We start from the raw sequence: 21,736 nt of genomic DNA, 5'->3' as shown, positions 1-21,736 counted from the left end.
GGCGTTCAGTCGCCCAGCAAAGCTGCGCCAAGCGATCGCCATGGCGTCGGACTTTCGCCGCCCTCCTGGAGCGAATTCATTCGCGACCGGGCGCGCGGAACCTCGGTGCAGCCCCGGTCATGCCGATCTCCATCCCGATGTTGCGCCAAAGTACGAAATAAAATTCATTATTCAATGTTTTTCGGTATCCAAGAAAAACTTTTAAATTTATTCCAGTTTTTGACAGTGGTCGTGCAGTTTCATATCGGTCGTATTTCTTTGTGTCGACAGGAGCGGGTCTGGCGTTCGTTCGCCAGGGATTCCCGTTCGAGCCGTCGTATCGAGTTCCGACGGGCTGGTCGCCGAAGTGCGCATCTTTCCCCAGGTGCTACCGATGATGCGTGCCCAGTACCCCGGCTTGGAACTGAGCTTCCACAGCCTCACCACCGCCAAGCAGATCCAGGCGCTGCTCGACAGGAGCATCGACGTTGCCTTCCTTCGTCCACCGCTCGTCCACCCGCAACTGAGCGGCGAGGCGGTCGTGACCGAGCGGCTGGTCCTCCCGGCCGACCATCCGCTGGCGGCGCAGGAGCGCATCGCCCCATCCGAGTTGGCCGACGCCCGGTTCATCCACATCAATCGCCAACAGGCGGGCCAGACACTCCACGAGCGGATTCAGGACTGGCTGCAGCGGCACCAACTGGCCGGGCAGGTGTGCCAGGAGGTCCACAATGTGCTGACCCTGCTGAGCCTGGCCGGCATGGGCAACGGCTTGGCCCTGTTGCCGGATTACGCGGAACACCTGCGCTTTCGCAACGTCGTCACCCGCCGGCTCGCGGCGGACGAGCCGGAAATCGAATTGCTGATGGCCTGGCGCAGTGCCGACGGCTCGTCCGTCGGCCAGTTCTTCCGCAGCCTGGTGTGGGAGTGGGCGCAGGCCAACGCCCCGGCCGGCCGCCGTCAGTAGATACCGTTATTCCAGTCAGAATTCGCATGCCAGTGTGGGAGCGGCAGTCGGGTGGATGGTCGAAATATCTAAGTTCAGGACACTCTGAACAAGTCACTCTCTGACAAAACAGCCCCAGCAGTTACGCGGCTTCCAGGGGGTTCCATGATGAAAAAAGGGACTTGTTCGGAAGATCCTCAATGACTCAGTAAGAGTCACATTGACCGCCTCGGTGCCACTGGACAGACACTGATAGATAGCATTGGGAGGAAAAGCATTGTCCATACCACAGTTTTTTGCGCACTCCGGCGCCAACCCGGACAAAAGTGACTGGCAACCTTTAGCCGAACATTTGAAGTCGGTGGGCCATCTGGCTGCCGAAAAGGCCGGTATTTTCGGTGGCCAGCAACTGGCGGGGATTGCCGGTCTGCTGCATGACCTTGGCAAGTACACCGACGAGTTTCAGCGCAGGATCAGTGGCGATCTGATCCGAGTCGATCATGCCACGCGCGGGGCTATGCTGGCGGTCGAGCGCTATGGGGCGCTGGGGCGGCTTTTGGCCTACGGGATTGCCGGGCATCACTCCGGGCTGGCCAATGGCCGCGATCCGGGCGAGTGCAGCACGCTGGAGGAGCGGCTCAAGGGGCAGAGCCTTCCAGCGCTACTGGATCAGTGGCAGAACGAAATCCAGTTGCCTGCGATGTCAGAACTGGGGCCGCTGCCGATCAAACCGGTCAGGGAACGTCAGGTGTTTCAGCTGGCCTTTCTGGCCCGCATGCTGTTCTCCTGCCTGGTCGATGCCGACTTTCTCGATACCGAGGCTTATTACGACAGAATCGAGCAACGCCCGTCGCGCCGATCTGCACGACCTTCATTGCCGCACCTGCAGCAGGCACTGAATGTCCATCTGGCGGGCTTTCGCGCCGACTCGCCAGTCAACCGCATCCGTGCCGACATCCTCGGCCATGTGCGCCAGCAGGCAGTACAGGAGCCGGGACTGTTCTCGCTGACCGTGCCCACCGGTGGCGGCAAGACGCTGGCCTCGCTGGCCTTCGCGCTGGATCACGCCATCCGCCATGGCCTGCGTCGCATCATCTATGTGATTCCTTTCACCAGCATCGTCGAACAGAACGCCGCCGTGTTCCGCAAGGCGCTGGGCGAGTTCGGCGAGCAGGCGGTGCTGGAGCATCACAGCGCCTTCAGCGATAACCGCGCGCAAGATCGGCAGGCCCGCGACAAGCTGCGCTTGGCGATGGAGAACTGGGATGCACCGATCATCGTTACCACGGCCGTGCAGTTCTTCGAGAGTCTGTATGCCGACCGGCCCTCGCGTTGTCGCAAGCTGCACAACATCGCCGGCAGCGTGATCATCCTCGACGAGGCGCAGACTTTGCCGCTGCGCCTGTTGCGCCCCTGTGTGACCGCCATCGACGAGTTGGCGCTCAACTACCGCTGCAGCCCGGTGCTTTGTACCGCCACCCAGCCGGCGCTGCAGGCCCCGGAATTCCGGGGCGGGCTGCAGGGTGTGCGCGAGCTGGCTCCGCAGCCAGAGCAACTGTTCCAGCGACTGGTGCGGGTACAGGTCCGCCAAGTGGGTATTCTCAGCGATGCCGCACTGCAACGGCAGATGGCCGAGCGTGAGCAGGTGCTGTGCATCGTCAATAATCGCCGGCATGCCCGCGCCCTGTATGAGTCGATAGCCGGCAGTGACGGGGCGCGGCATCTGACCACCCTGATGTGCGCCCGCCACCGCAGTCAGGTGCTGGCCGAGGTGCGCCAGCGCCTGCACGATGGCCAGCCTTGCCGGCTGGTGGCCACCTCGCTGATCGAGGCGGGCGTGGATGTGGATTTCCCGACGGTGCTGCGCGCCGAAGCCGGACTGGATTCGATTGCCCAGGCGGCCGGGCGCTGCAACCGAGAGGGGCTGCGGGCTCTGGAGGCCAGTGAGGTGCTGGTGTTCCAGGCGGAAAATCCGGACTGGAAGGCTCCGCAAGACCTGCAGCAGTTCGCTCAGGCGGCGCGCGAGGTGCTGCGCAATACCACTGGTGATCCGTTGGCACCGGGAGTCATTACCCGTTACTTCCAGCATTTGTACTGGCAGAAGGGTGACAGGGAGCTGGATGCCAAGGACCTGCTGGCGCAGATCGAAAGCAAGCGGTTGGAAGGGATTCCATTCGAGATGCTGGCCCGCGAGTTCCGCATGATCGACAGCATGCAGTGCCCGGTCATCATTCCCTTCGATGACGAGGCGCAGGAGTCGCTGCGGGCGCTGGAGTTTGCCGACGGCTGCGGTGAGCTGGCGCGTCAGTTGCAGCCCTATATCGTGCAACTGCCCCGACAGGGCTACGACGCCTTGCTGAAGGCCGGAGCCATCCAGCCGGTGGCCCCGGAGCGTTATGCCGAGCAGTTCATGCAGTTGGTCAACCCTGACCTATATCATGCGCAGTACGGGTTGCACTGGGATAATCCGACGTTTATGGATGTTACTAACCTCGTTATATAAAAATCATTTGAAGGTTATTTTGGGGGCGCTATGATGATGCCACCCTCACTAGAGCTTCCTCTGATGTCTAAGCCGGATTTGCAGTCGAAATGGACATTCCTGTGCAGGCTGCAGAATGGTCGTTTGGACTTTGATCTGCGCGGAAGAGCTGTTCCGGTGTCTGGCGTGGTCATGCGCCTCGGTCTCGTAGCCATGTTTGTGCTGGGCGGGTATGCGGCTTTGGGGCGTATTGCGGGTTGAAACAAGTGGTTTTTTTAGAGTGTGCTGACCCCGGGAGACCGGGGTCTATCTCTAGCCGGGCTCAAGGAGAGAACTTTTGGCCTACGGGATTCGCTTGCTGGTCTGGGGGGAGCGTGCCTGTTTCACCCGGCCGGAAATGAAGGTGGAGCGCGTCTCCTACGATGTCATCACGCCCTCGGCAGCGCGGGGCATTCTCGAAGCTATCCACTGGAAGCCGGCGATCTGCTGGGTGGTGGATCGCATCCATGTGCTGAAGCCGATCCGCTTCGAGTCGATCCGCCGCAACGAGGTGGGCGGCAAGCTGTCGGCGGCCAGCGTCGGCAAGGCCATGAAGGCCGGTCGCACGGATGGATTGATTGCTCTGGCCGATGAGGATCGTCAGCAGCGCGCCGCTACCGTGTTGCGCGATGTGTCCTATGTGATCGAAGCGCACTTCGAGCTGACTGCCCGTGCTGATGCGAGCGACTCGGAAGGCAAACACCTGGACATCTTCAATCGCCGGGCGCGCAAGGGGCAGTATTTTCACGCCCCCTGCCTGGGCGTGCGGGAGTTTCCCGCCAGCTTCGAGCTGATCGAGCCTGACGACGTGCTGCCGGCGGTGCCTGCTGATCTGCGGGGCGAGCGCGAGCTGGGCTGGATGCTGCATGACATCGACTTTGCTAACGATATGACACCGCATTTCTTCCGCGCAGTCATGCGCGATGGCGTGATCGAGGTGCCGGCGCTGCGTAGCGAGGGGGTCAAGGCATGATCCTCTCGGCGCTCAATGACTATTACCAGCGGCTGCTGACACAGGATGTCGGTATCGCGTTGCCGGGGTATAGCCAAGAAAAGATCAGCTATGTGCTGGTGCTGTCGCCGGGAGGCGAACTGGTCGATGTGCAGGATATTCGGGTACAGGCTGGCAAGAAGCTGCAGCCCGGACTACTCAGTGTGCCACAGCCGGAAAAGCGTACCTCCGGGGTGAAGTCCAATTTTCTCTGGGACAAGACTAGCTATGTGCTGGGTGTCAGTGCCAAAGAGGGTGGGCGCATGGCTCAGGAGCATCAGGCATTCAAGGAGCTGCAATGCAGTTTTCTTGGCGACAGCTCCGATCCAGGCCTGCAGGCCCTGCTCAAGTTTCTCGCTCAGTGGACGCCCGAGCAGTTCCTGCCACCGCTGTTCAATGTGGAGATGCTCGACAGCAATCTGGTGTTCCGTCTCGATGGCCAGTTGCACTATCTGCACGACACGCCAGCGGCTCAGTCCATCTGGAGCCGGCTGCAGGCAGGGACTGACTGCAAGCAGGGCCTGTGTCTGGTCACGGGCGAGTATCAGCCGCTGGCGCGCCTGCATCCGGCGATCAAGGGGGTGAACGGGGCACAAAGCTCCGGAGCCTCCATCGTCTCGTTCAACCTTGAATCTTTCAGCTCCTACGGTAAGAGCCAGGGCGACAACGCCCCGGTGTCCGAGCGGGCGGCCTTCGCCTACACCACGGTACTCAACCACCTGCTGCGCCGCGATGACAGCAATCACCAGCGTCTGCAGATCGGCGATGCCAGCGTGGTGTTCTGGGCCGAGGCGGCCAGTGCGGCCCAGGCGGATGCGGCGGAAACCCTGTTCTGGGAAATGCTCGATCCGCCCGCCGACGATGCCTCCGAAACCGAACGCTTGCGGCAGGCACTGGAAGCGGTTGCCAGCGGGCTGGCGCTGCGCGAGCTGAACCCTGAGCTGGAGGATGACACCCGGCTGCATGTGCTGGGGTTGTCGCCCAATGCCTCGCGTCTGTCGATCCGCTTCTGGGAAAGTGGCAGCCTGCACAGCTTTGCCAAGCGACTGGCCGAGCATTTTCAGGATCTGGCGCTGCAGCCGCAGCCATGGAAGACCGAGCCGGCCATGTGGCGGCTGCTGCATGCCACAGCCCCCAGCCGCGATGGCAAGAGCAAGGCCGAGGATATTCCGCCGCAACTGGCCGGCGAACTGACCCGCGCCATCCTGACCGGCAGCCGTTACCCGCGCAGCCTGCTCAACACCATCATCATGCGCCTGCGTGCCGACGGCGATATCTCCGGCGTGCGGGTCGCACTGTGCAAGGCCGTTCTGGCGCGTGATCTGCGCCTCGGCGTCAAGGGCATCAACGAGGAAATCCCCATGAGTCTCGACAAGGAAGCCAGCAATCCCGGCTACCGGCTGGGTCGGCTGTTTGCGGTATTGGAGAGCGTGCAGCGTGGCGCGCTGGGCAAGCACGTCAATGCCACCATTCGAGACCGCTACTATGGTGCAGCCTCGGCCACGCCGGCCACGGTATTCCCGATGCTGCTGCGCAATACGCAGAATCATCTGGCCAAGCTGCGCAAGGAAAAACCTGGACTGGCGGTCACGCTGGAAAAGGAAATCGGCGAAATCATCGACGGCCTGCCACCGCAGTTTCCGCGCAGCCTGCGCCTGGAAGACCAGGGTCGTTTTGCCATCGGCTACTACCACCAGTCCCAGGTACGCTCTACCCACGGCAAGGACGAAGACGCCGACGTCACCGAATCCACCGAGCAAGGAACACAGGAATGAGCGCCATCGCCAACCGTTACGAATTTGTCTATCTGTTCGAAGTCACCAACGGCAACCCGAATGGCGATCCGGACGCCGGCAACCTGCCGCGCCTCGACCCGGAAACCAATCAGGGGCTGGTCACGGATGTCTGCCTCAAGCGCAAAATCCGTAACTATGTGGCACTGGAAAAGTCCGATGCCGAAGGCAAGCCCGAGCAGAGTTATGTCATCTACATGCAGGAAAAGGCTGTGCTGAACCAGCAGCATGAGCAAGCCTGGAAAGCATGCGAAATTCCGCCGGATGCCAAAAATGGCTACAAGAAGTTGCCTGCCGATACGGCCAAGGCCAAAAGCTTGACGGACTGGATGTGCAGTAACTTCTTTGATGTACGCGCCTTTGGCGCGGTGATGACGACGGGTGTCAACTGCGGTCAGGTACGCGGGCCGATCCAACTGGCCTTTGCCACCTCGATTGATCCAATCATCCCGCTGGAAGTCTCCATTACTCGTATGGCCGTGACCACCGAGAAGGAGGCAGAAGAGCAGAGCGGTGACAACCGCACCATGGGCCGCAAGCACATCATCCCCTATGGCCTGTACCGCGCCCACGGCTTCATCTCCGCCAAGCTGGCCGAGCGTACCGGCTTCTCCGAGGATGACCTTGCACTGTTGTGGCGGGCGCTGGAAAACATGTTCGAGCACGACCGCTCGGCCGCACGCGGTGAAATGGCGGCGCGCAAGCTGATCGTGTTCAAGCATGAGCATCCGATGGGCAATGCGCCGGCACACAAGTTGTTCGATCTGGTCAAGGTGGCGCGCACGGAGGGCGAGGCCGACACCCCGGCCCGCAGCTTTGCCGACTATCAGATCAGCATCGACCGTGACGGGCTGCCAGCCGGAGTCAGCGTGCAGGAATACCTGTAAGGTGGGGGCGGGCATGGACGACGATGACCTGATACCGCTGTCCGCTCTCCAGCACTACCTATACTGCCCGCGTCAGTGCGCGCTGATTCACGTCGAACAGCAGTGGGCGGAAAACCGGCAGACCGCCGAGGGCCGCCTGCTGCACCAGCGCGCCGATCAGCCGCAGACCGAGCAGCGTCATGGTGTGCGCACTGTCACTGCCATGCCGCTGGCCTGTCCGGAGCTGGGCATCAGCGGGATTGCCGATGTGGTCGAGTTTCATGGTGAGCAGCCTTTTCCGGTCGAGTACAAGCGCGGCCGGCCGAAGGCGCATCGCGCCGATGAGGTCCAACTGTGCGCTCAGGCGCTGTGTTTGGAGGCCATGCTGGGCCGGCCGGTACCCGAGGGCGCGCTGTTCTATGGCAAAACCCGCCGGCGCAAGGCGGTGGTATTCGATGTCACTCTGCGCAGCCTGACCCTCGACACCATCGCTGAGACCCGCAACCTGCTGAACGGGTGGCGTACTCCTATGGCGGAATACCAGCCCAGACGCTGCGATGCCTGCTCGCTGATCGAGTTGTGCCAGCCGCGCCTGCTGAGGCGTCAGCAGTCCGTCGGCCAGTGGCTGCGGCAACAGATCAAGGATTGAGCCATGCGCCGGCAACTCAACACCCTGTATGTCACCTCGGAAGGTGCCTGGCTGCGTAAGGATGGCGCAAACATCGTCATGGAAATCGCCGGTGAAATTCGCGGCCGGATTCCGGTACACATGCTGGAAAGCCTGGTCTGCATCGGCCGGGTGCTAGTTTCCCCACCTTTGCTGGGCTATTGCGCCGAGCAGGGCATCCGCATCAGTTACCTGACCCCCAATGGCAAATTCCTAGCCCGCGTCGAAGGGCCGGTATCCGGTAATGTGTTGCTGCGTCGCGAGCAGTACCGGCGCAGTGACGATCCGGCAGGCAGTGCCGCCATCGTCGCCAATCTGCTGGTCGGCAAGGTGTACAACCAGCGCGCCGTGATCGGCCGCGCCCTGCGTGATCATGGCGACAAGCTGGCAGAGGAGGCGCGGATTGCCCTGAACATCACCCACAAGCGGTTGATGCGGATTGCCGACCGCTTGTTGCTGGAGCAGGACGTGGATGTGCTGCGTGGGTTGGAAGGGGAGGCAGCCCAGGCCTATTTCGGCGTGTTCGATCACCTGATCCGTGTGCCGGATGCCTCCTTGCGCTTCAGTGGCCGCAGCCGCCGGCCACCGCTGGATGCGGTCAATGCCCTGCTGTCGTTTCTCTACACCCTGCTGACCCACGACTGCCGTTCGGCACTGGAAACGGTCGGCCTCGATCCGGCGGTCGGCTACCTGCACCGCGACCGGCCAGGCCGGCCGAGTCTGGCGCTGGATCTGGTCGAGGAGTTCCGTCCGGTACTGGCCGACCGGCTGGCGCTGTCGCTGCTCAACCGGAGGCAACTGTCCGCTGCCGACTTCCAGACGCTGGATAACGGTGCCGTGCTGCTGCGCGACGAAGCGCGCAAGCAGGTACTGACAGCGTATCAGGAGCGCAAACGCGAAGAGCTGCGGCATGCCTTTCTGGAAGAGCAGGCTCCGCTCGGTTTGTTCATGTTCATCCAGGCGCAACTGCTGGCCCGCCACCTGCGCGGCGATCTGGATGCCTACCCACCCTTCATCTGGAAGTGAGCCCCGACCATGATGGTTCTGGTGAGCTATGACGTGAGCACCGAAGGCGACGGTGCCCGCCGCCTGCGTCGCGTCGCCCGCGCTTGCCTCGACTATGGCCAGCGCGTCCAGTATTCGGTGTTCGAGATCGAGGTCGACCCGGCTCAGTGGGTGTTGCTCAAGAGCCGGCTGTGCGAATTGATCGACCCGGAAGTCGACAGCCTGCGCTTCTACTACCTGGGCCGGAACTGGCAGAACCGGGTCGAGCACGTCGGTGCCAAACCTGTACTCGACCTGAATGGCCCGCTGATCCTCTGAACCGCGAACCCCAAGCGACCGGCAAAACTCCGGCAGGTTCGCGCGCTACTTCACAACCCGGATTTCCTGCCTGTCTGCCCTGGCTTCGCCCTCGACTGGACAGAGAAAGGCCGCTGCATCCGCTGGTTCGCATAGAGTCGGCAATTCCACTTTGCAGATCAACAGGTTATACATACGGGGTCACGCCCCATGCGGGCGTGTGGATTGAAACTTGATCGCGGTCAGCGGGATGCGCCCCAGGGACGGTCACGCCCCATGCGGGCGTGTGGATTGAAACACGATATTGAGCGTCGAAGTGCTGGTCACGTTCGTGTCACGCCCCATGCGGGCGTGTGGATTGAAACAACACCATCCCGGGGCCGGGAACGCTGCGTAAGCGTCACGCCCCATGCGGGCGTGTGGATTGAAACCTCGGCGTACAGAACGCCCTGCCCTCGCCGGACAGTCACGCCCCATGCGGGCGTGTGGATTGAAACAGCGACTGGGCGATCCCTGCTCGCGACCAGCAGGAGTCACGCCCCATGCGGGCGTGTGGATTGAAACATCTCATTTCGTCTCGCAAGCCGAATCACTGGCGGGTCACGCCCCATGCGGGCGTGTGGATTGAAACAACAAGGGATACGTTTGGATCAACAATTAAAGCAACGTCACGCCCCATGCGGGCGTGTGGATTGAAACTTCACGTCTCTGCGCGTTCCGGCATGATGCGAATTGTCACGCCCCATGCGGGCGTGTGGATTGAAACCCTGTATGCCGCTGTGCACGCTTCGCACCGGCAGGTCACGCCCCATGCGGGCGTGTGGATTGAAACTTCCCATGGCTTTCAGGGACCCTATGGGTGGAGCGTCACGCCCCATGCGGGCGTGTGGATTGAAACAACGAAGCCCCGCAAGAGGCGGAAGCGCCCTCCGAGTCACGCCCCATGCGGGCGTGTGGATTGAAACGCCGCCATCGAGATCAAGCGCTCTGGGTGGGGCTATGTCACGCCCCATGCGGGCGTGTGGATTGAAACACGATCAGCGCACCGTCATCGACGTACGCAGTCAGTCACGCCCCATGCGGGCGTGTGGATTGAAACGGGCCATCAGCGATCCACTCCGCTTGAGAACTCCGGTCACGCCCCATGCGGGCGTGTGGATTGAAACTTTGCTCAGGGACTGAGCCGCATCGGCCAAGCGTAGGTCACGCCCCATGCGGGCGTGTGGATTGAAACAGGAAGGCCAGGCTAGCTCCGGCATAGGTCTGCACGTCACGCCCCATGCGGGCGTGTGGATTGAAACGGCAGCGGGTCTATCCCCTCGCTCTGCCCACCCTGGTCACGCCCCATGCGGGCGTGTGGATTGAAACACTGCCCTGTCCAACCGCCGGGCGCGCAAATACAAGTCACGCCCCATGCGGGCGTGTGGATTGAAACCGCCAGGCGCAACTCGGCCATGCGGGCCACGCTCTGGTCACGCCCCATGCGGGCGTGTGGATTGAAACATGCCGCGCACGGACTGGCGGCTGAATTTCGATTGTCACGCCCCTGTTAGCGCCGATGTAAAACTGACCCACCCCAGCGAAGTAAAATTGACCCACCTGGGCTAACGTCGCGGCCTTTTCGAGGCCGCCCATGTTGACCCAGGAGCAAGCAGTGGAGATCAGAGTATTAGCCCGTCAAGGGCACAGCATTCGGCAGATCGCCAAGATGCTGGGCGTGTCCCGCAACACCGTCCGGCGCTACCTCAAGGAGCCCACCGTCCCGCGCTACTCGCCGCGAGACCCCAGGCCCACCAAGCTCGACCCCTTCCATGACTATCTGCGCGAGCGGGTGAAGCAGGCGCATCCGCTCTGGCTGCCGGCCACCGTGCTGCTGCGCGAGATCCGCGAGCAAGGCTACCAGGGCGGCGCTTCCCAGTTGCGCGCCTGGCTGGCCAGACTCAAGCCGAGCAGGCCGGACGATGGCCCGGCGGTGCGCTTCGAGACCGAGCCCGGCCAGCAGATGCAGGCTGACTTCGTGGTTTTCCGCCGCGCCAAATCACCGTTGTCGGCCTTCGTCGCCACCCTGGGCTACAGCCGGATGACTTACGTCCATTTCGTGCCGGACGAGTCGTTCGACTCGGTGCATGACGCGTTGCTGCTGGCCTTCGACTACTTCGGCGGTGTCCCGCAGCACGTGCTGTTCGACAACATGAAGACCGTCGTGCTGGAACGCGATGCCTATGGCGACGGCAGCCACCGCTTCCACCCCGGGCTGCTTCAACTGGCTGACGATCTGGGCTTCCACATCCGCCTGTGCCGCCCCTACCGGGCGCGTACCAAGGGCAAGGTCGAGCGCTTTAACCGCTACCTGCGCGAGAGCTTCTACAACCCGTTGCACAGCCGGGTGAAGGCCGCCGGTCTGCTGGTGGATTGCGGCACAGCCAATCGGCTGGTCGGCGACTGGCTGGCCGAGGTCGCCAACGTGCGCGTGCATGCCACGCTCGGTGAACGCCCGATCGATCGCTGGCGTCACGAGCAAGGCCAACTGACACCCCTGCCGCAGGCTCTGCGGCGGGCCTGGGGGCCGTTGCTGGGGGAGCGGCCAGGGCCCGTACCGCATGAGTCGTTGCAGCACCCGCTGTCGGTCTACGAGTCGATCCGGGAGGCCTGCGCATGAACCTGCAACACGCGCGCATCGCCGAACTGTGCCAGGCGCTCAAGCTCGAGCGCATCGTTGATCACTACCCACTGTTGGCCCAGCAGGCGGTCAAGGACGACCTGAGCTTCGGCGACTTCCTGGAGCAACTGCTGCGGCACGAGCACGGCTTTCGCCAGCAGCGCAGCCGCGAGTTGCTGACGCGGATGGCCTGCTTCCCGGCGATCAAGACGCTTGAGGAGTACGACTTCAGCTTCAGCCCCGGTGTGCCCAAGGCCCTGCTGCATGAGCTGGCGGGCTTGGCCTTCGTCGAGCGCACCGAAAACATCGTGCTGATCGGCCCCTCGGGCGTCGGCAAGACGCACCTGGCCATCGCCCTCGGCTACCGGGCAGCACAGAGCGGCCTCAAGACCCGCTTCATCACGGCGGCCGACCTGATGCTGCAACTGGGCGCGGCCCAGCGGCAGGGCCGGCTGAAGACCTACCTCAACCGCGCCATCCTGGCCCCCCGACTGCTAGTGATCGATGAGATCGGCTACCTGCCGTTCGGTCGCGAGGAGGCCAACCTGTTCTTCCAGGTCGTCGCCAAACGCTACGAGAAGGGTTCGATGATCCTGACCTCGAACCTGCCGTTCAGCCAGTGGGCCGAGGCCTTCAGCGGCGACGCCACGCTGACGGCGGCCATGCTGGATCGGCTGCTGCACCATGCCCATATCCTCACCCTGACCGGAGAAAGCTACCGACTCAAGGACAAACGCAAGGCGGGCGTCATCCGCCAGAACCGTAACCCCGAGTGATCCAGGTGGGTCATTATTACTTCGGCAAATAAGGGCCAAGGTGGGTCAGTTTTCAGTCGGCGTTGACACCATGCGGGCGTGTGGATTGAAACATATATTTGGAGCTGCTGGGCTGGCATTTCTAATGTCACGCCCCATGCGGGCGTGTGGATTGAAACTGGCTAAACGTAACCGCCAGCTCGGCCAGTCTGGTCACGCCCCATGCGGGCGTGTGGATTGAAACGTGTTGTCGCGCAGGGTCAGGAAGGCAATGCCGGGTCACGCCCCATGCGGGCGTGTGGATTGAAACGCCGGTACGCGCACGCATCACCGCATGTGCACGCGCGTCACGCCCCATGCGGGCGTGTGGATTGAAACCTCTCGTTTCGTCGGGATCACCGCCCCAGAGCAGGTCACGCCCCATGCGGGCGTGTGGATTGAAACTCGCTGTAGCAAGGCCGGCCTGGGGATATGAAATCGTCACGCCCCATGCGGGCGTGTGGATTGAAACGGCATAGCCCGTACTGGTTGCATCCCAGTCGCGAGTCACGCCCCATGCGGGCGTGTGGATTGAAACGTCGGCGAACTCCTCCAGGTAGGTGGTCATCTGCTGGTCACGCCCCATGCGGGCGTGTGGATTGAAACTGGAGATGGGCCTCGACTGGAAGCCGATCAGCCTGTCACGCCCCATGCGGGCGTGTGGATTGAAACGTCCAGGCCTCAAACGCGGAGAAAGCCGCGTCGGTAGTCACGCCCCATGCGGGCGTGTGGATTGAAACGTCACGGTGAAGAAGGTCGCCGAGCGTCGCTTGCGTCACGCCCCATGCGGGCGTGTGGATTGAAACACCTACGCCTCGGCGAGCGAGAAAACCCGCTACAGTCACGCCCCATGCGGGCGTGTGGATTGAAACGCCCCGAGCGTGGGCAAGTTCATCAAGTGGTGCCAGTCACGCCCCATGCGGGCGTGTGGATTGAAACATGCCGACGATGGCCATGGCGATCAGGCCTCGCGGGTCACGCCCCATGCGGGCGTGTGGATTGAAACAACACATAGTTGCCGGTGATGGCTTCGTTGCCGAGTCACGCCCCATGCGGGCGTGTGGATTGAAACCATGCGTGGGCGGCCCAAGCCTACGTCGAAATTCGCGTCACGCCCCATGCGGGCGTGTGGATTGAAACAGCGATGACGAAATCTCGTGCATGGACTCTCACGCTCGTCACGCCCCATGCGGGCGTGTGGATTGAAACGCAGATCCAGCAAGGGAAGGCTGGCGTCAAGGCCGTCACGCCCCATGCGGGCGTGTGGATTGAAACAACCAGTTGTGCGGCAACACCGCTGTGGCTGATACGTCACGCCCCATGCGGGCGTGTGGATTGAAACAGTTCCAGCATTCGGAGAGTACGCGCAGTTGTGGCTGTCACGCCCCATGCGGGCGTGTGGATTGAAACTTTGTCGCCGCCGGAGGATTCAGGGCCATCAGCGGTCACGCCCCATGCGGGCGTGTGGATTGAAACGGCATGACCGAGCACTACGCTCGCGAGGAAGCCAGGTCACGCCCCATGCGGGCGTGTGGATTGAAACACGCCTGACGAGCTGGCCCGCACGCTCGCGAGGCGTCACGCCCCATGCGGGCGTGTGGATTGAAACTCGCCTGGGCGAGGCTCGTCTGCAGCGCCGCGTCCGTCACGCCCCATGCGGGCGTGTGGATTGAAACATGAACACGTCGCCGCCGGCGGCGATATACGCCTGTCACGCCCCATGCGGGCGTGTGGATTGAAACACCACCTGACCGGCGCCTGATGCCGGCCCTGCCCATGTCACGCCCCATGCGGGCGTGTGGATTGAAACTGCTGGAGCAGTGCCTGGCCGATGGCCCGCCAGTGTCACGCCCCATGCGGGCGTGTGGATTGAAACGGCCTGATGCGCCAAGCCACTCACAGCCATACCGATGTCACGCCCCATGCGGGCGTGTGGATTGAAACATCTTCCCGCCATCAAAGAATGCCGAGCACGTCAGTCACGCCCCATGCGGGCGTGTGGATTGAAACCCGCGCAGTACGCCGGCAACACCGGAGTCATTCACGGTCACGCCCCATGCGGGCGTGTGGATTGAAACAGGTAGTAGCGCCGCCGGAACAGGTCAGACCGTGACGGGGTAAACCTGGTAGGTCCAATGAGTGATGGGCGCAGCCCTCAGCTCGCTCAACAGATGAGGACCTCGTCAGCGGATTCCATCAGGGCCAGCAGGCTCGCCGGCCTGCACAACAGGCCGGATATAAGACTGCTCCTACCTGCACGCCAGCATGATTACCCATTGAGCTCCGGGAGGCGTCCATATAAGGGCCTAGCGCCGGTTCAGGCCCCGTGCCAGGCGGTCGCCGCCGTACTGCAGCAGGCAGACCAGGGCGACCAGCACGACGATCACGGTGATCATGGTCTGGCTGTCGAAGCGCTGGTAGCCGTAGCGGTAGGCCAGGTCGCCCAGGCCACCGGCACCGATGGCGCCGGCCATCGCCGAGGCGTTGATCAGGGTCACCAGGGTGATGGTGAAGCCGCCGACCAGCCCCGGGCGGGCCTCCGCCAGCAGCACGTGCCAGACGATGTGCCGGCGTTGGCAGCCCATCGCCTGGGCGGCCTCGATCAGGCCGGGGTCGACCTCGCGCAGGCTGACCTCGGCGATCCGCGCGAAGAACGGCGTGGCGGCGATGGTCAGCGGCACCACCGCGGCCCAGACGCCGTAGCTGGTGCCGACCAGCAGGCGGGTGAAGGGAATCAGCGCGACCATCAGGATCAGGAAGGGCACCGAGCGGAACAGGTTGACCAGCCAGCCGACCACCCGGTTCAGGTGCGGCGCCTCGAACAGGCCGCCGCGCGAGGTGGTGACCAGCAGCACCGCCAGCGGGATGCCGAGGACCAGGGCCAGAAAGGCCGAGGCCCCGACCATCAGCAGGGTGTCGAGCAGGGCCTGCCAGAGGCGCTCAAGCAGCGGCGACATAGCCCAGTACCTCCACGCTGTCGGCCAGTTCCAGCGCCTGCCGGCGCAGCGCTTCCGCGGCCAGGGGCGTGTCCGCCACGGCCAGCAGCAGTTGTCCCAGGGTGCGTCCCTGGATGCGTTCGACGCCGCCCTGCAGCAGGGTCACCCGGCCGCCGAGGTGCGCGCCGAGCCCGGCCAGGTCCGGCTCGCGGTCGCTCGCCCCGGTGTAGCGCAGCTCCAGCAGCAGGCGGTCGTTCGGCTGCCGGCGGCCGTTCTGCAACTGCCCCAGCAGGTCCTCGGGCAGTTTCTGCTGCAGCGGCGCCAGCAGCGTGCGGGTGGCCGGATGGCGGGGCGCGCCGAACACCTGCCAGATCGGCCCCTGTTCCACCAGTTCGCCGTGCTCCAGCACCGCCACGCGGTCGCAGATCTCGCGGATCACCTCCATTTCGTGGGTGATCAGCACTATGGTCAGCCGCAGCCGCCGGTTGATCTCGCGCAGCAGGGCGAGGATCGATTGGGTGGTTTCCGGGTCGAGCGCCGAGGTCGCCTCGTCGCAGAGCAGGATCTGCGGATCGTGGACCAGCGCGCGGGCGATGCCCACGCGCTGCTTCTGGCCGCCGGAAAGCTGCGCCGGGTAGGCGTCGCGCTTGCTTTCCAGGCCGACCAGGCGCAGCACTTCCTCGACCTTGCGCTGGCGCCGCTCGCGCGGCACTCCGGCGACCCGCAGGGGCAGCTCGACGTTCTCGCCGACGGTCTTCGCCGACAGCAGGTTGAAGTGCTGGAAGATCATGCCGATGCGCCGGCGCAGGGCGACCAGGCGCTCGCTGTCGTAGCTGCCGATGTCCTCGCCGTCGATCAGCACCTGGCCTTCGCTGGGCTGTTCCAGGCGGTTGATGGTGCGCAAGAGGGACGACTTGCCGGCGCCGCTGCGACCGATGATGCCGAAGATCTCGCCGCGGCGGACCGCCAGGTCGATGCCGCGCAGGGCCTGCACCGCGCCCTGGGCGCCCTCGTAGCGCTTGCCCAGACCGGAAAAGCGCAGGTGGACGCTCTGCGGCTCGACGCCGGCGCTGGCCCGCGCGGCGGAGGGCGCCGGGGCGTCCCGTTCCGGTGGGGCTTCGTCGAAGTAACGGAAGTCGGAGGTCAGGCTGTTCATGCTCATTTCTTCTCCCAGCCGGGCACGTAGAGGCCGCCCAGGCTCTGGTCGAGCGCGGCGCGCACCGCGCTCGAGTGCTGGTAGATGTCGATGAAGCGGCGCAGGCGCGGATCGTCCTTGCCCTGCGGGCGGGCGACGAACTGGATCACGTATTCCGGGTGGTCCAGGCCGTCGAACAGCAGCGCCGAGTGCGGATCGACGGCGTTGGACAGGCGGATGTAGAGGGGATAGCCCTGGGCCAGGTCGACGTCGTCCAGGGCGCGCACCAGTTGCACCGCCTCCAGTTCGATGATGTCGAGCTTCTTCGGATTGGCGGTGATGTCGTCCAGGGTGGCCTTGTAGCCGATGCCCGGCTTGAGGCTGATCAGCCCGGCCTTTTCCAGCAGCAGCAGGCCGCGTCCGCCGTTCACCGGATCGTTGGCGATGGCCACCTTGGCGCCCTCGGGCAGCTCGGCGAAGCTCTTGTACTTCTTCGAATAGAGGCCGACGTTGTTCAGCACGCCGGGGGCCACCGGCACCAGGTCGTAGCCGCCTTCCTTCCTGGCGTTCTCCAGGAACGGAATGTGCTGGAAGTAGTTGGCGTCGATGTCGCCGTGGGCCAGGGTGGTGTTCGGCGAGATCCAGTCGCTGAACTCGACCAGATCGACCTCGATGCCTTCCTTGGCGGCTTCGGCGACCGCCACTTCGAGAGGCGGGGCGAAGGCCGCGGTGGTGCCGATCTTCAGAGGGGCATCGCTGGCCATGCCCAGGGTGGAGAAGCCGAGCAGGGCGCCGCAGGCGAGGGTCTTGAGCCAGTGGCGGCGGGAGAGGGACGGGAACGACATGAAGGGTTTCCTTGTGCTGGGGAAGTCGGATCGGGATCGGGGTCAGGCGCGTCTGGCGCGCGCGTCGGTACGGCTCAGGTTGCGCCAGGCCGCGCCGGGATGGCTGGCGGGCAGGCGCGCTCCGGCGGCGAAGAGCTTCTCGCGCAGGCTGCCCTCGGCGTAGGCGGTCTTGTACAGGCCGCGGTCCTGCAGCTCGGGCACCACCAGGTCGATGAAATCGGCGTAGCTTTCCGGGGTCACCGTGCGGGTCAGGTTGAAGCCGTCCAGGTCGGTCCGCTCGACCCACTCGGCGATGGCGTCGGCGACCTGCTGCGGCGAGCCGACGATGGCCGGGTAGCGACCGCCCAGGGCGTGCTGTTCCAGCAGCTTGCGCTTGGTCCAGCCGCTGCCGGGGGCGGTGAAGGTCTTGGCCACCGACTCGATGGCGTTGGTCTTGCGGTAGCGGATCGGCTCGTCGAGGCCATAGGCATCCAGATCGATGCCGATCGAGCTGGACAGGTGCGCCAGGCCGGCTTCCGGGTTGGCGTGACGCAGGTATTCGGCGTACTTGTCGCGGGCCTCGGCCTCGCTCGGCGCGACGATCACGGTCAGCCCCATGAACAGCTTGACGGCATCCGCCGGCCGGCCGGCGGCGACTGCCTCGGCGCGTACCTGGAGAACCTGCTCGGCGACCGCCTGGGGCTGCTGGCCGTTGATGAACACACCCTCGGCGTGGCGCCCGGCGAAGCGCCGGCCGCGCTCCGAGGTGCCGGCCTGGAACAGCAGCGGCGTGCGTTGCGGCGAGGGTGTGCACAGGTGGTAGCCCTCGACCCGGTAGAACTCGCCGTGGTGCTCGACCTTGTGCACCCGCGCCGGGTCGGCGTAGCGGCGGCCGGCGCGGTCTTCGAGCACGGCGCCGTCCTCCCAACTGCCTTCCCAGAGCTTGTAGAGCACTTCCAGGTACTCGTCGGCCTGGTCGTAGCGGCGGTCGTGTTCCACCTGCCGCTCCAGGCCCAGGGCGCGCGCGGCGCTTTCCAGGTAGCCGGTGACGATGTTCCAGCCGACCCGCCCGCGGCTCAGGTGGTCGAGGGTCGACAGGCGCCGGGCGAGCAGGTAGGGCGGCTCGTAGCTGAGGCTGGCGGTGACGCCGAAGCCCAGGTGGCGGGTCGCCCCGGCCATCGCCGAGACCAGCATCAGCGGGTCGTTGACCGGCAACTGGATGGCCTCGCGCAGGGTCAGCTCGACCGACTGGCGGTAGACGTCGTAGACCCCGGCGATGTCGGCGATGAACAGCCCGTCGAACAGCCCGCGTTCGAGCAGGCGGGCCAGGTCGGTCCAGTATTCCAGGCTGTTGAACTCGGTCGAGCGGTCGCGCGGGTGGGTCCACAGGCCATGGTTGATGTGGCCCACGCAATTCATGTTGAAGGCGTTGAAGAGGATCTGCTTGCGGCTCATCAGATGGTCCCCCGGCGCGGCGGCAGGGCGTCGTTCAGGTAGTAGTTGCCCACCGCGTGATACTTCCAGCGCACCGGGTCGTGCAGGGTGTGGGTGCGGGCGTTGCGCCAGTGGCGGTCGAGGTTGTACTCGGCCAGGGTGGCGCGGCTGCCGCCCAGTTCGAGCAGGCGGTTGGCGGCGTCCAGGGCGACCTCGGTGGTGATTGCGCGGGCTTCGGCGACGGCGATCGAGGCGGCCGCCACGCTTTCCGCGTCGGGCGCGGCCTGGGCGCGGTCGACGAACTCGCCGGCGCGTTCGAGCAACGCCTCGGCGCCCTGCAGGCGGCTGCTCAGGCGGCCGAGGGTCTGCAGGGTCAGCGGGTCCTCGGCGGCGCTGCCCGCTCCCGAGTCGATCCAGGGACGGGCACGGCGGCCGACGAAGGCCAGGGTGTCTTCCCAGGCGGCGCGGGCGATGCCGGCGTCGATGGCGGCGTGCAGCAACTGGGCGAGCGGACCGACGGTGGTCGGCCGGGCGAAGGCGCTCTGGAAGGGCACCACGTCCTCGGCGGCGACCGGCACCTCGTTGAAGTTCACCGTGCCGCTGGCCGAGGTGCGCTGGCCGAAGCCGTCCCAGTCGTCGACGATCTCCAGCCCCGGCGCGCGGCGTTCGACGAAGGCCAGTTGCTGGACGCCGTCGTCGTCGATCGCCAGGGTCGGCACGCGCTGGGCGTAGAGCGCGCCGGTGGCGTAGAACTTGCGCCCCTGGATGCGGTAGCCGCCGCCTTCGCGGCGCAGCCGCGTGCTGCGCTCCTGGGCGGTGCGCGTGCCGATCTCGGCCAGCGCGTTGCCGAAGCGCGCCCCGGCCAGCACCTCGGCGTAGAGGCGGCGGCGCTGCTCGGGGCTGCCGTTCACCCGCAGCACTTCCAGGGCATAGAAATGGTTCTGCGGGATATGCCCGAGGGACGCGTCGGCACGGGCGATGCGGGCGATCACCTGGGCCAGGGTGACGCTGGACACCCCGGCGCCGCCATAGGCGCGCGGCACCGTGATGCCGCCGAGGCCGGCGCGCGAGAAGAGTTCCAGCTCGGCATGCGGCAGGCGCCGTTCGCGGTCGCGCACGGAGGCGTCGCGGACGAATTCCGCGGCCAGTTCGTCGGCGACCTGCAGGGCCTGGATGTCGTTTTCGATCAGTGCGGCCTGGCCGCGCGGAAAGCCTTGGGGGACGGACATGGCGACCTCAGATCCAGGAGTGGCGCGCCGGCCGGGCGCCGTTCAGGTGGTAGTTGCCGATCGCGTGGCATTTCCAGCGCACCGGATCGTGCAGGGTGTGGGTGCGGGCGTTGCGCCAGTGGCGGTCGAGGTCGAACTCGGCCAGGGTGGCGCGGCTGCCGGCCAGCTCCAGCAGCTTCTCGCCGGCCAGCACGGCGACCTCGGTGGTCAGCACCTTGGCCTCGGCCACGGCGATCGAGGCGCGGGCGGCGGAGTCGGCGTCGACGGGCACCGCGGCGACCTCGTCGAGCACCCGGCCGGCCCGGCGCAGCAGCGCCTCGGCGGCATGCAGGTCGATCTGCAGGCGGCCGACCTCGGCGATCACGTAGGGGTCGTCCGAGGCGCGCTCGACGTTGGCGTCGATCCACGGCCGGGCGCGCTGGCGCACGAAGGCGATGGCGTCGTCCAGCGCGGCGCGGGCGATGCCGGCGTCGATGGCGGCCTGGATCAGTTGCGAAGCGGCACCCTGGATGTTCGGTTTTTCCGCGAGGCGCCAGACTTCCACCAGGTTCTCCGCGGCCACCGGCACCCGGTCGAGCAGCACGCTGCCGCTGGCGGTGGTGCGCTGGCCGAAGCCCGACCAGTCGTTGAGGATGCGCAGCCCCGGCGTACCGCGCGGAATCAGCGCCATCACCAGGCGGCCTTCGTCGTCGATGGCCTTGGCGGTGATCCAGTGGGCGAACAGCGCGCCGGTGGAATAGAACTTCTCGCCGCTCAGGCGATAGCCGTCGCCGTCGCGTTCGAGGCGGGCCTGGACATCCAGGGTGTGGCGGGTGCCGCGCTCGGGGCCCGAGTTGGCGATGCGCTCGCCGCGCAGCACGGCCTTGTAGAAACGTTCTTTCTGCTCCTCGCTGGCGCTGCCTTCGAGCAGGCCGAGGATGCCGAACTGGTTCTGCGGGATCTGCCCGAGCGAAGGATCGGCGGTGGAGATCAGGCGGAACACCTCGGCGATGGTGACGAAGGACAGGCCCGGCCCGCCGTAGGCGCGGGGAATGCCGATACCGCCCAGGCCGCCGGCGCTGAACAGCTCGACCTCGTCCCACGGCAACTGGCGCAGCCGGTCGCGCTGCGCGGCGCCGGCCAGCGCCTGGCGCGCCACGGCGCGGGCCGCCTCGAGGGCTTCGCCGTCGCTGTGCAGCAGCCGGGCGGGGGTGAGAGGGGGAGGGCTGTCCAGATCGCTGGACGTAGCCTCGGGTGCCGGACGTTGGGCGTCCAGGGCTTTGGAAAGTGACGGACTGGTCATGCCTTACCTCGTCTTCAGGGGGGCGCCGTGCGGGGCCCCGGAAGAAGAGGCACTGGAGATCGGCGCGGGAAAGCGATGCTCCGGTGGTCCGGTTTTTATATCTTGATTCGGGAAATTGAAAAAATTAAATAGCGTTTTGGAATATATAAATAGATATCCGGCAGGAGCCGGGGCAAGGCTTCGGGACAGCCGTCTCATTGGCCGTTTCGGCTGCGTGGGCATCGACGCGCGCGGCGAACCGCCGTTCCGCCGTAGACGCATTTTTCATGTGGTTTTGACCGGAAGCTCACATGGGCCCGAGCAGACTGCGCCGGACCCTGCCGCATCGGACCCGATGGCGAGGCAAGGCGCACGTTTCCCCCACAATCTCGCAAAGGA

General features: G+C 65.0%; 16 protein-coding genes and 2 CRISPR repeat arrays. Of the genes, 10 read left to right on the top strand and 6 right to left on the bottom strand.

Going from position 1 to position 21,736, the window contains the following annotated elements; translation table 11 throughout:
* The first annotated feature begins 346 nt into the window (after window positions 1-346).
* The 10 genes from AVCA_RS14430 to istB all read left to right on the top strand — a co-directional run bounded on the left by AVCA_RS14430 (window position 347) and on the right by istB (window position 12,500).
* Complete coding sequence (locus tag AVCA_RS14430; protein WP_269078161.1) at window positions 347-946, top strand: LysR family substrate-binding domain-containing protein; 600 nt, start codon at window positions 347-349, stop codon at window positions 944-946.
* A 256-nt stretch (window positions 947-1,202) separates the two neighbouring features.
* Window positions 1,203-3,428 (top strand): CRISPR-associated endonuclease Cas3'', encoded by a 2,226-nt coding sequence (locus tag AVCA_RS14425; RefSeq protein ID WP_081434893.1) that lies wholly within the window; start codon window positions 1,203-1,205, stop codon window positions 3,426-3,428.
* A 316-nt stretch (window positions 3,429-3,744) separates the two neighbouring features.
* The gene (gene cas5c / locus AVCA_RS14420) at window positions 3,745-4,419 is read left to right on the top strand and encodes a type I-C CRISPR-associated protein Cas5c (protein ID WP_012701709.1); all 675 of its coding nucleotides are present in this window, start codon (window positions 3,745-3,747) and stop codon (window positions 4,417-4,419) included.
* The gene (gene cas8c / locus AVCA_RS14415; RefSeq protein WP_012701708.1) at window positions 4,416-6,212 is read left to right on the top strand and encodes a type I-C CRISPR-associated protein Cas8c/Csd1; all 1,797 of its coding nucleotides are present in this window, start codon (window positions 4,416-4,418) and stop codon (window positions 6,210-6,212) included. The genes cas5c and cas8c overlap by 4 nt, the downstream gene beginning before the upstream one ends.
* On the top strand, window positions 6,209-7,117 hold the full coding sequence (gene cas7c, locus AVCA_RS14410; RefSeq protein WP_012701707.1) for a type I-C CRISPR-associated protein Cas7/Csd2: 909 nt from the start codon (window positions 6,209-6,211) through the stop codon (window positions 7,115-7,117). Before cas8c ends, cas7c begins: the two co-directional genes overlap by 4 nt.
* Before the next feature lie 13 nt (window positions 7,118-7,130).
* The gene (gene cas4, locus AVCA_RS14405) at window positions 7,131-7,745 is read left to right on the top strand and encodes a CRISPR-associated protein Cas4 (protein ID WP_041807270.1); all 615 of its coding nucleotides are present in this window, start codon (window positions 7,131-7,133) and stop codon (window positions 7,743-7,745) included.
* A gap of 3 nt (window positions 7,746-7,748) precedes the next feature.
* On the top strand, window positions 7,749-8,789 hold the full coding sequence (gene cas1c, locus AVCA_RS14400; RefSeq protein ID WP_012701705.1) for a type I-C CRISPR-associated endonuclease Cas1c: 1,041 nt from the start codon (window positions 7,749-7,751) through the stop codon (window positions 8,787-8,789).
* 9 nt (window positions 8,790-8,798) lie between these two features.
* Window positions 8,799-9,086 carry a CRISPR-associated endonuclease Cas2 gene (gene cas2, locus AVCA_RS14395; protein ID WP_012701704.1) on the top strand — a complete coding sequence of 96 codons (288 nt, stop codon included), beginning with the start codon at window positions 8,799-8,801 and terminating at the stop codon, window positions 9,084-9,086.
* 179 nt (window positions 9,087-9,265) lie between these two features.
* Window positions 9,266-10,568: a CRISPR direct-repeat array (repeat unit 32 nt; unit sequence GTCACGCCCCATGCGGGCGTGTGGATTGAAAC).
* A 130-nt stretch (window positions 10,569-10,698) separates the two neighbouring features.
* Window positions 10,699-11,724 carry an IS21 family transposase gene (gene istA, locus AVCA_RS14390; RefSeq protein ID WP_012701703.1) on the top strand — a complete coding sequence of 342 codons (1,026 nt, stop codon included), beginning with the start codon at window positions 10,699-10,701 and terminating at the stop codon, window positions 11,722-11,724.
* Window positions 11,721-12,500, top strand: coding sequence for an IS21-like element helper ATPase IstB (gene istB, locus AVCA_RS14385; protein ID WP_012699613.1), 780 nt, complete (start codon window positions 11,721-11,723; stop codon window positions 12,498-12,500). The genes istA and istB overlap by 4 nt, the downstream gene beginning before the upstream one ends.
* Before the next feature lie 126 nt (window positions 12,501-12,626).
* A CRISPR array of direct repeats spans window positions 12,627-14,596; the repeat unit is 32 nt; unit sequence GTCACGCCCCATGCGGGCGTGTGGATTGAAAC.
* 228 nt (window positions 14,597-14,824) lie between these two features.
* Here istB and AVCA_RS14380 read toward each other — a convergent pair.
* The 6 genes from AVCA_RS14380 to AVCA_RS14355 are packed head-to-tail and all read right to left on the bottom strand — an operon-like array spanning window position 14,825 to window position 21,358.
* Complete coding sequence (locus AVCA_RS14380; RefSeq protein WP_012701701.1) at window positions 14,825-15,475, bottom strand: methionine ABC transporter permease; 651 nt, start codon at window positions 15,473-15,475, stop codon at window positions 14,825-14,827.
* Window positions 15,459-16,616: a methionine ABC transporter ATP-binding protein gene (locus AVCA_RS14375; protein ID WP_012701700.1), complete on the bottom strand. Its 1,158-nt coding sequence runs from the start codon at window positions 16,614-16,616 to the stop codon at window positions 15,459-15,461. Before AVCA_RS14375 ends, AVCA_RS14380 begins: the two co-directional genes overlap by 17 nt.
* Window positions 16,613-17,434, bottom strand: coding sequence for a MetQ/NlpA family ABC transporter substrate-binding protein (locus tag AVCA_RS14370; RefSeq protein WP_012701699.1), 822 nt, complete (start codon window positions 17,432-17,434; stop codon window positions 16,613-16,615). Before AVCA_RS14370 ends, AVCA_RS14375 begins: the two co-directional genes overlap by 4 nt.
* A 42-nt stretch (window positions 17,435-17,476) precedes the next feature.
* Window positions 17,477-18,868, bottom strand: a complete 1,392-nt coding sequence (locus AVCA_RS14365; RefSeq protein ID WP_012701698.1) for an LLM class flavin-dependent oxidoreductase — start codon at window positions 18,866-18,868, stop codon at window positions 17,477-17,479.
* Entirely contained in the window at window positions 18,868-20,076 is a 1,209-nt protein-coding gene (locus tag AVCA_RS14360) for an SfnB family sulfur acquisition oxidoreductase (RefSeq protein WP_012701697.1), read from the bottom strand. The genes AVCA_RS14365 and AVCA_RS14360 overlap by 1 nt, the downstream gene beginning before the upstream one ends.
* 7 nt (window positions 20,077-20,083) lie before the next feature.
* Complete coding sequence (locus tag AVCA_RS14355; RefSeq protein WP_012701696.1) at window positions 20,084-21,358, bottom strand: SfnB family sulfur acquisition oxidoreductase; 1,275 nt, start codon at window positions 21,356-21,358, stop codon at window positions 20,084-20,086.
* Between the last annotated feature and the right edge of the window lie 378 nt (window positions 21,359-21,736).

It is taken from the genome of Azotobacter vinelandii CA (assembly GCF_000380335.1).
Lineage (GTDB): Bacteria > Pseudomonadota > Gammaproteobacteria > Pseudomonadales > Pseudomonadaceae > Azotobacter > Azotobacter vinelandii.
The sequence above is the reverse complement of the archived record's forward strand: the minus strand, read 5'-3'. Positions and strand labels throughout refer to the sequence as shown.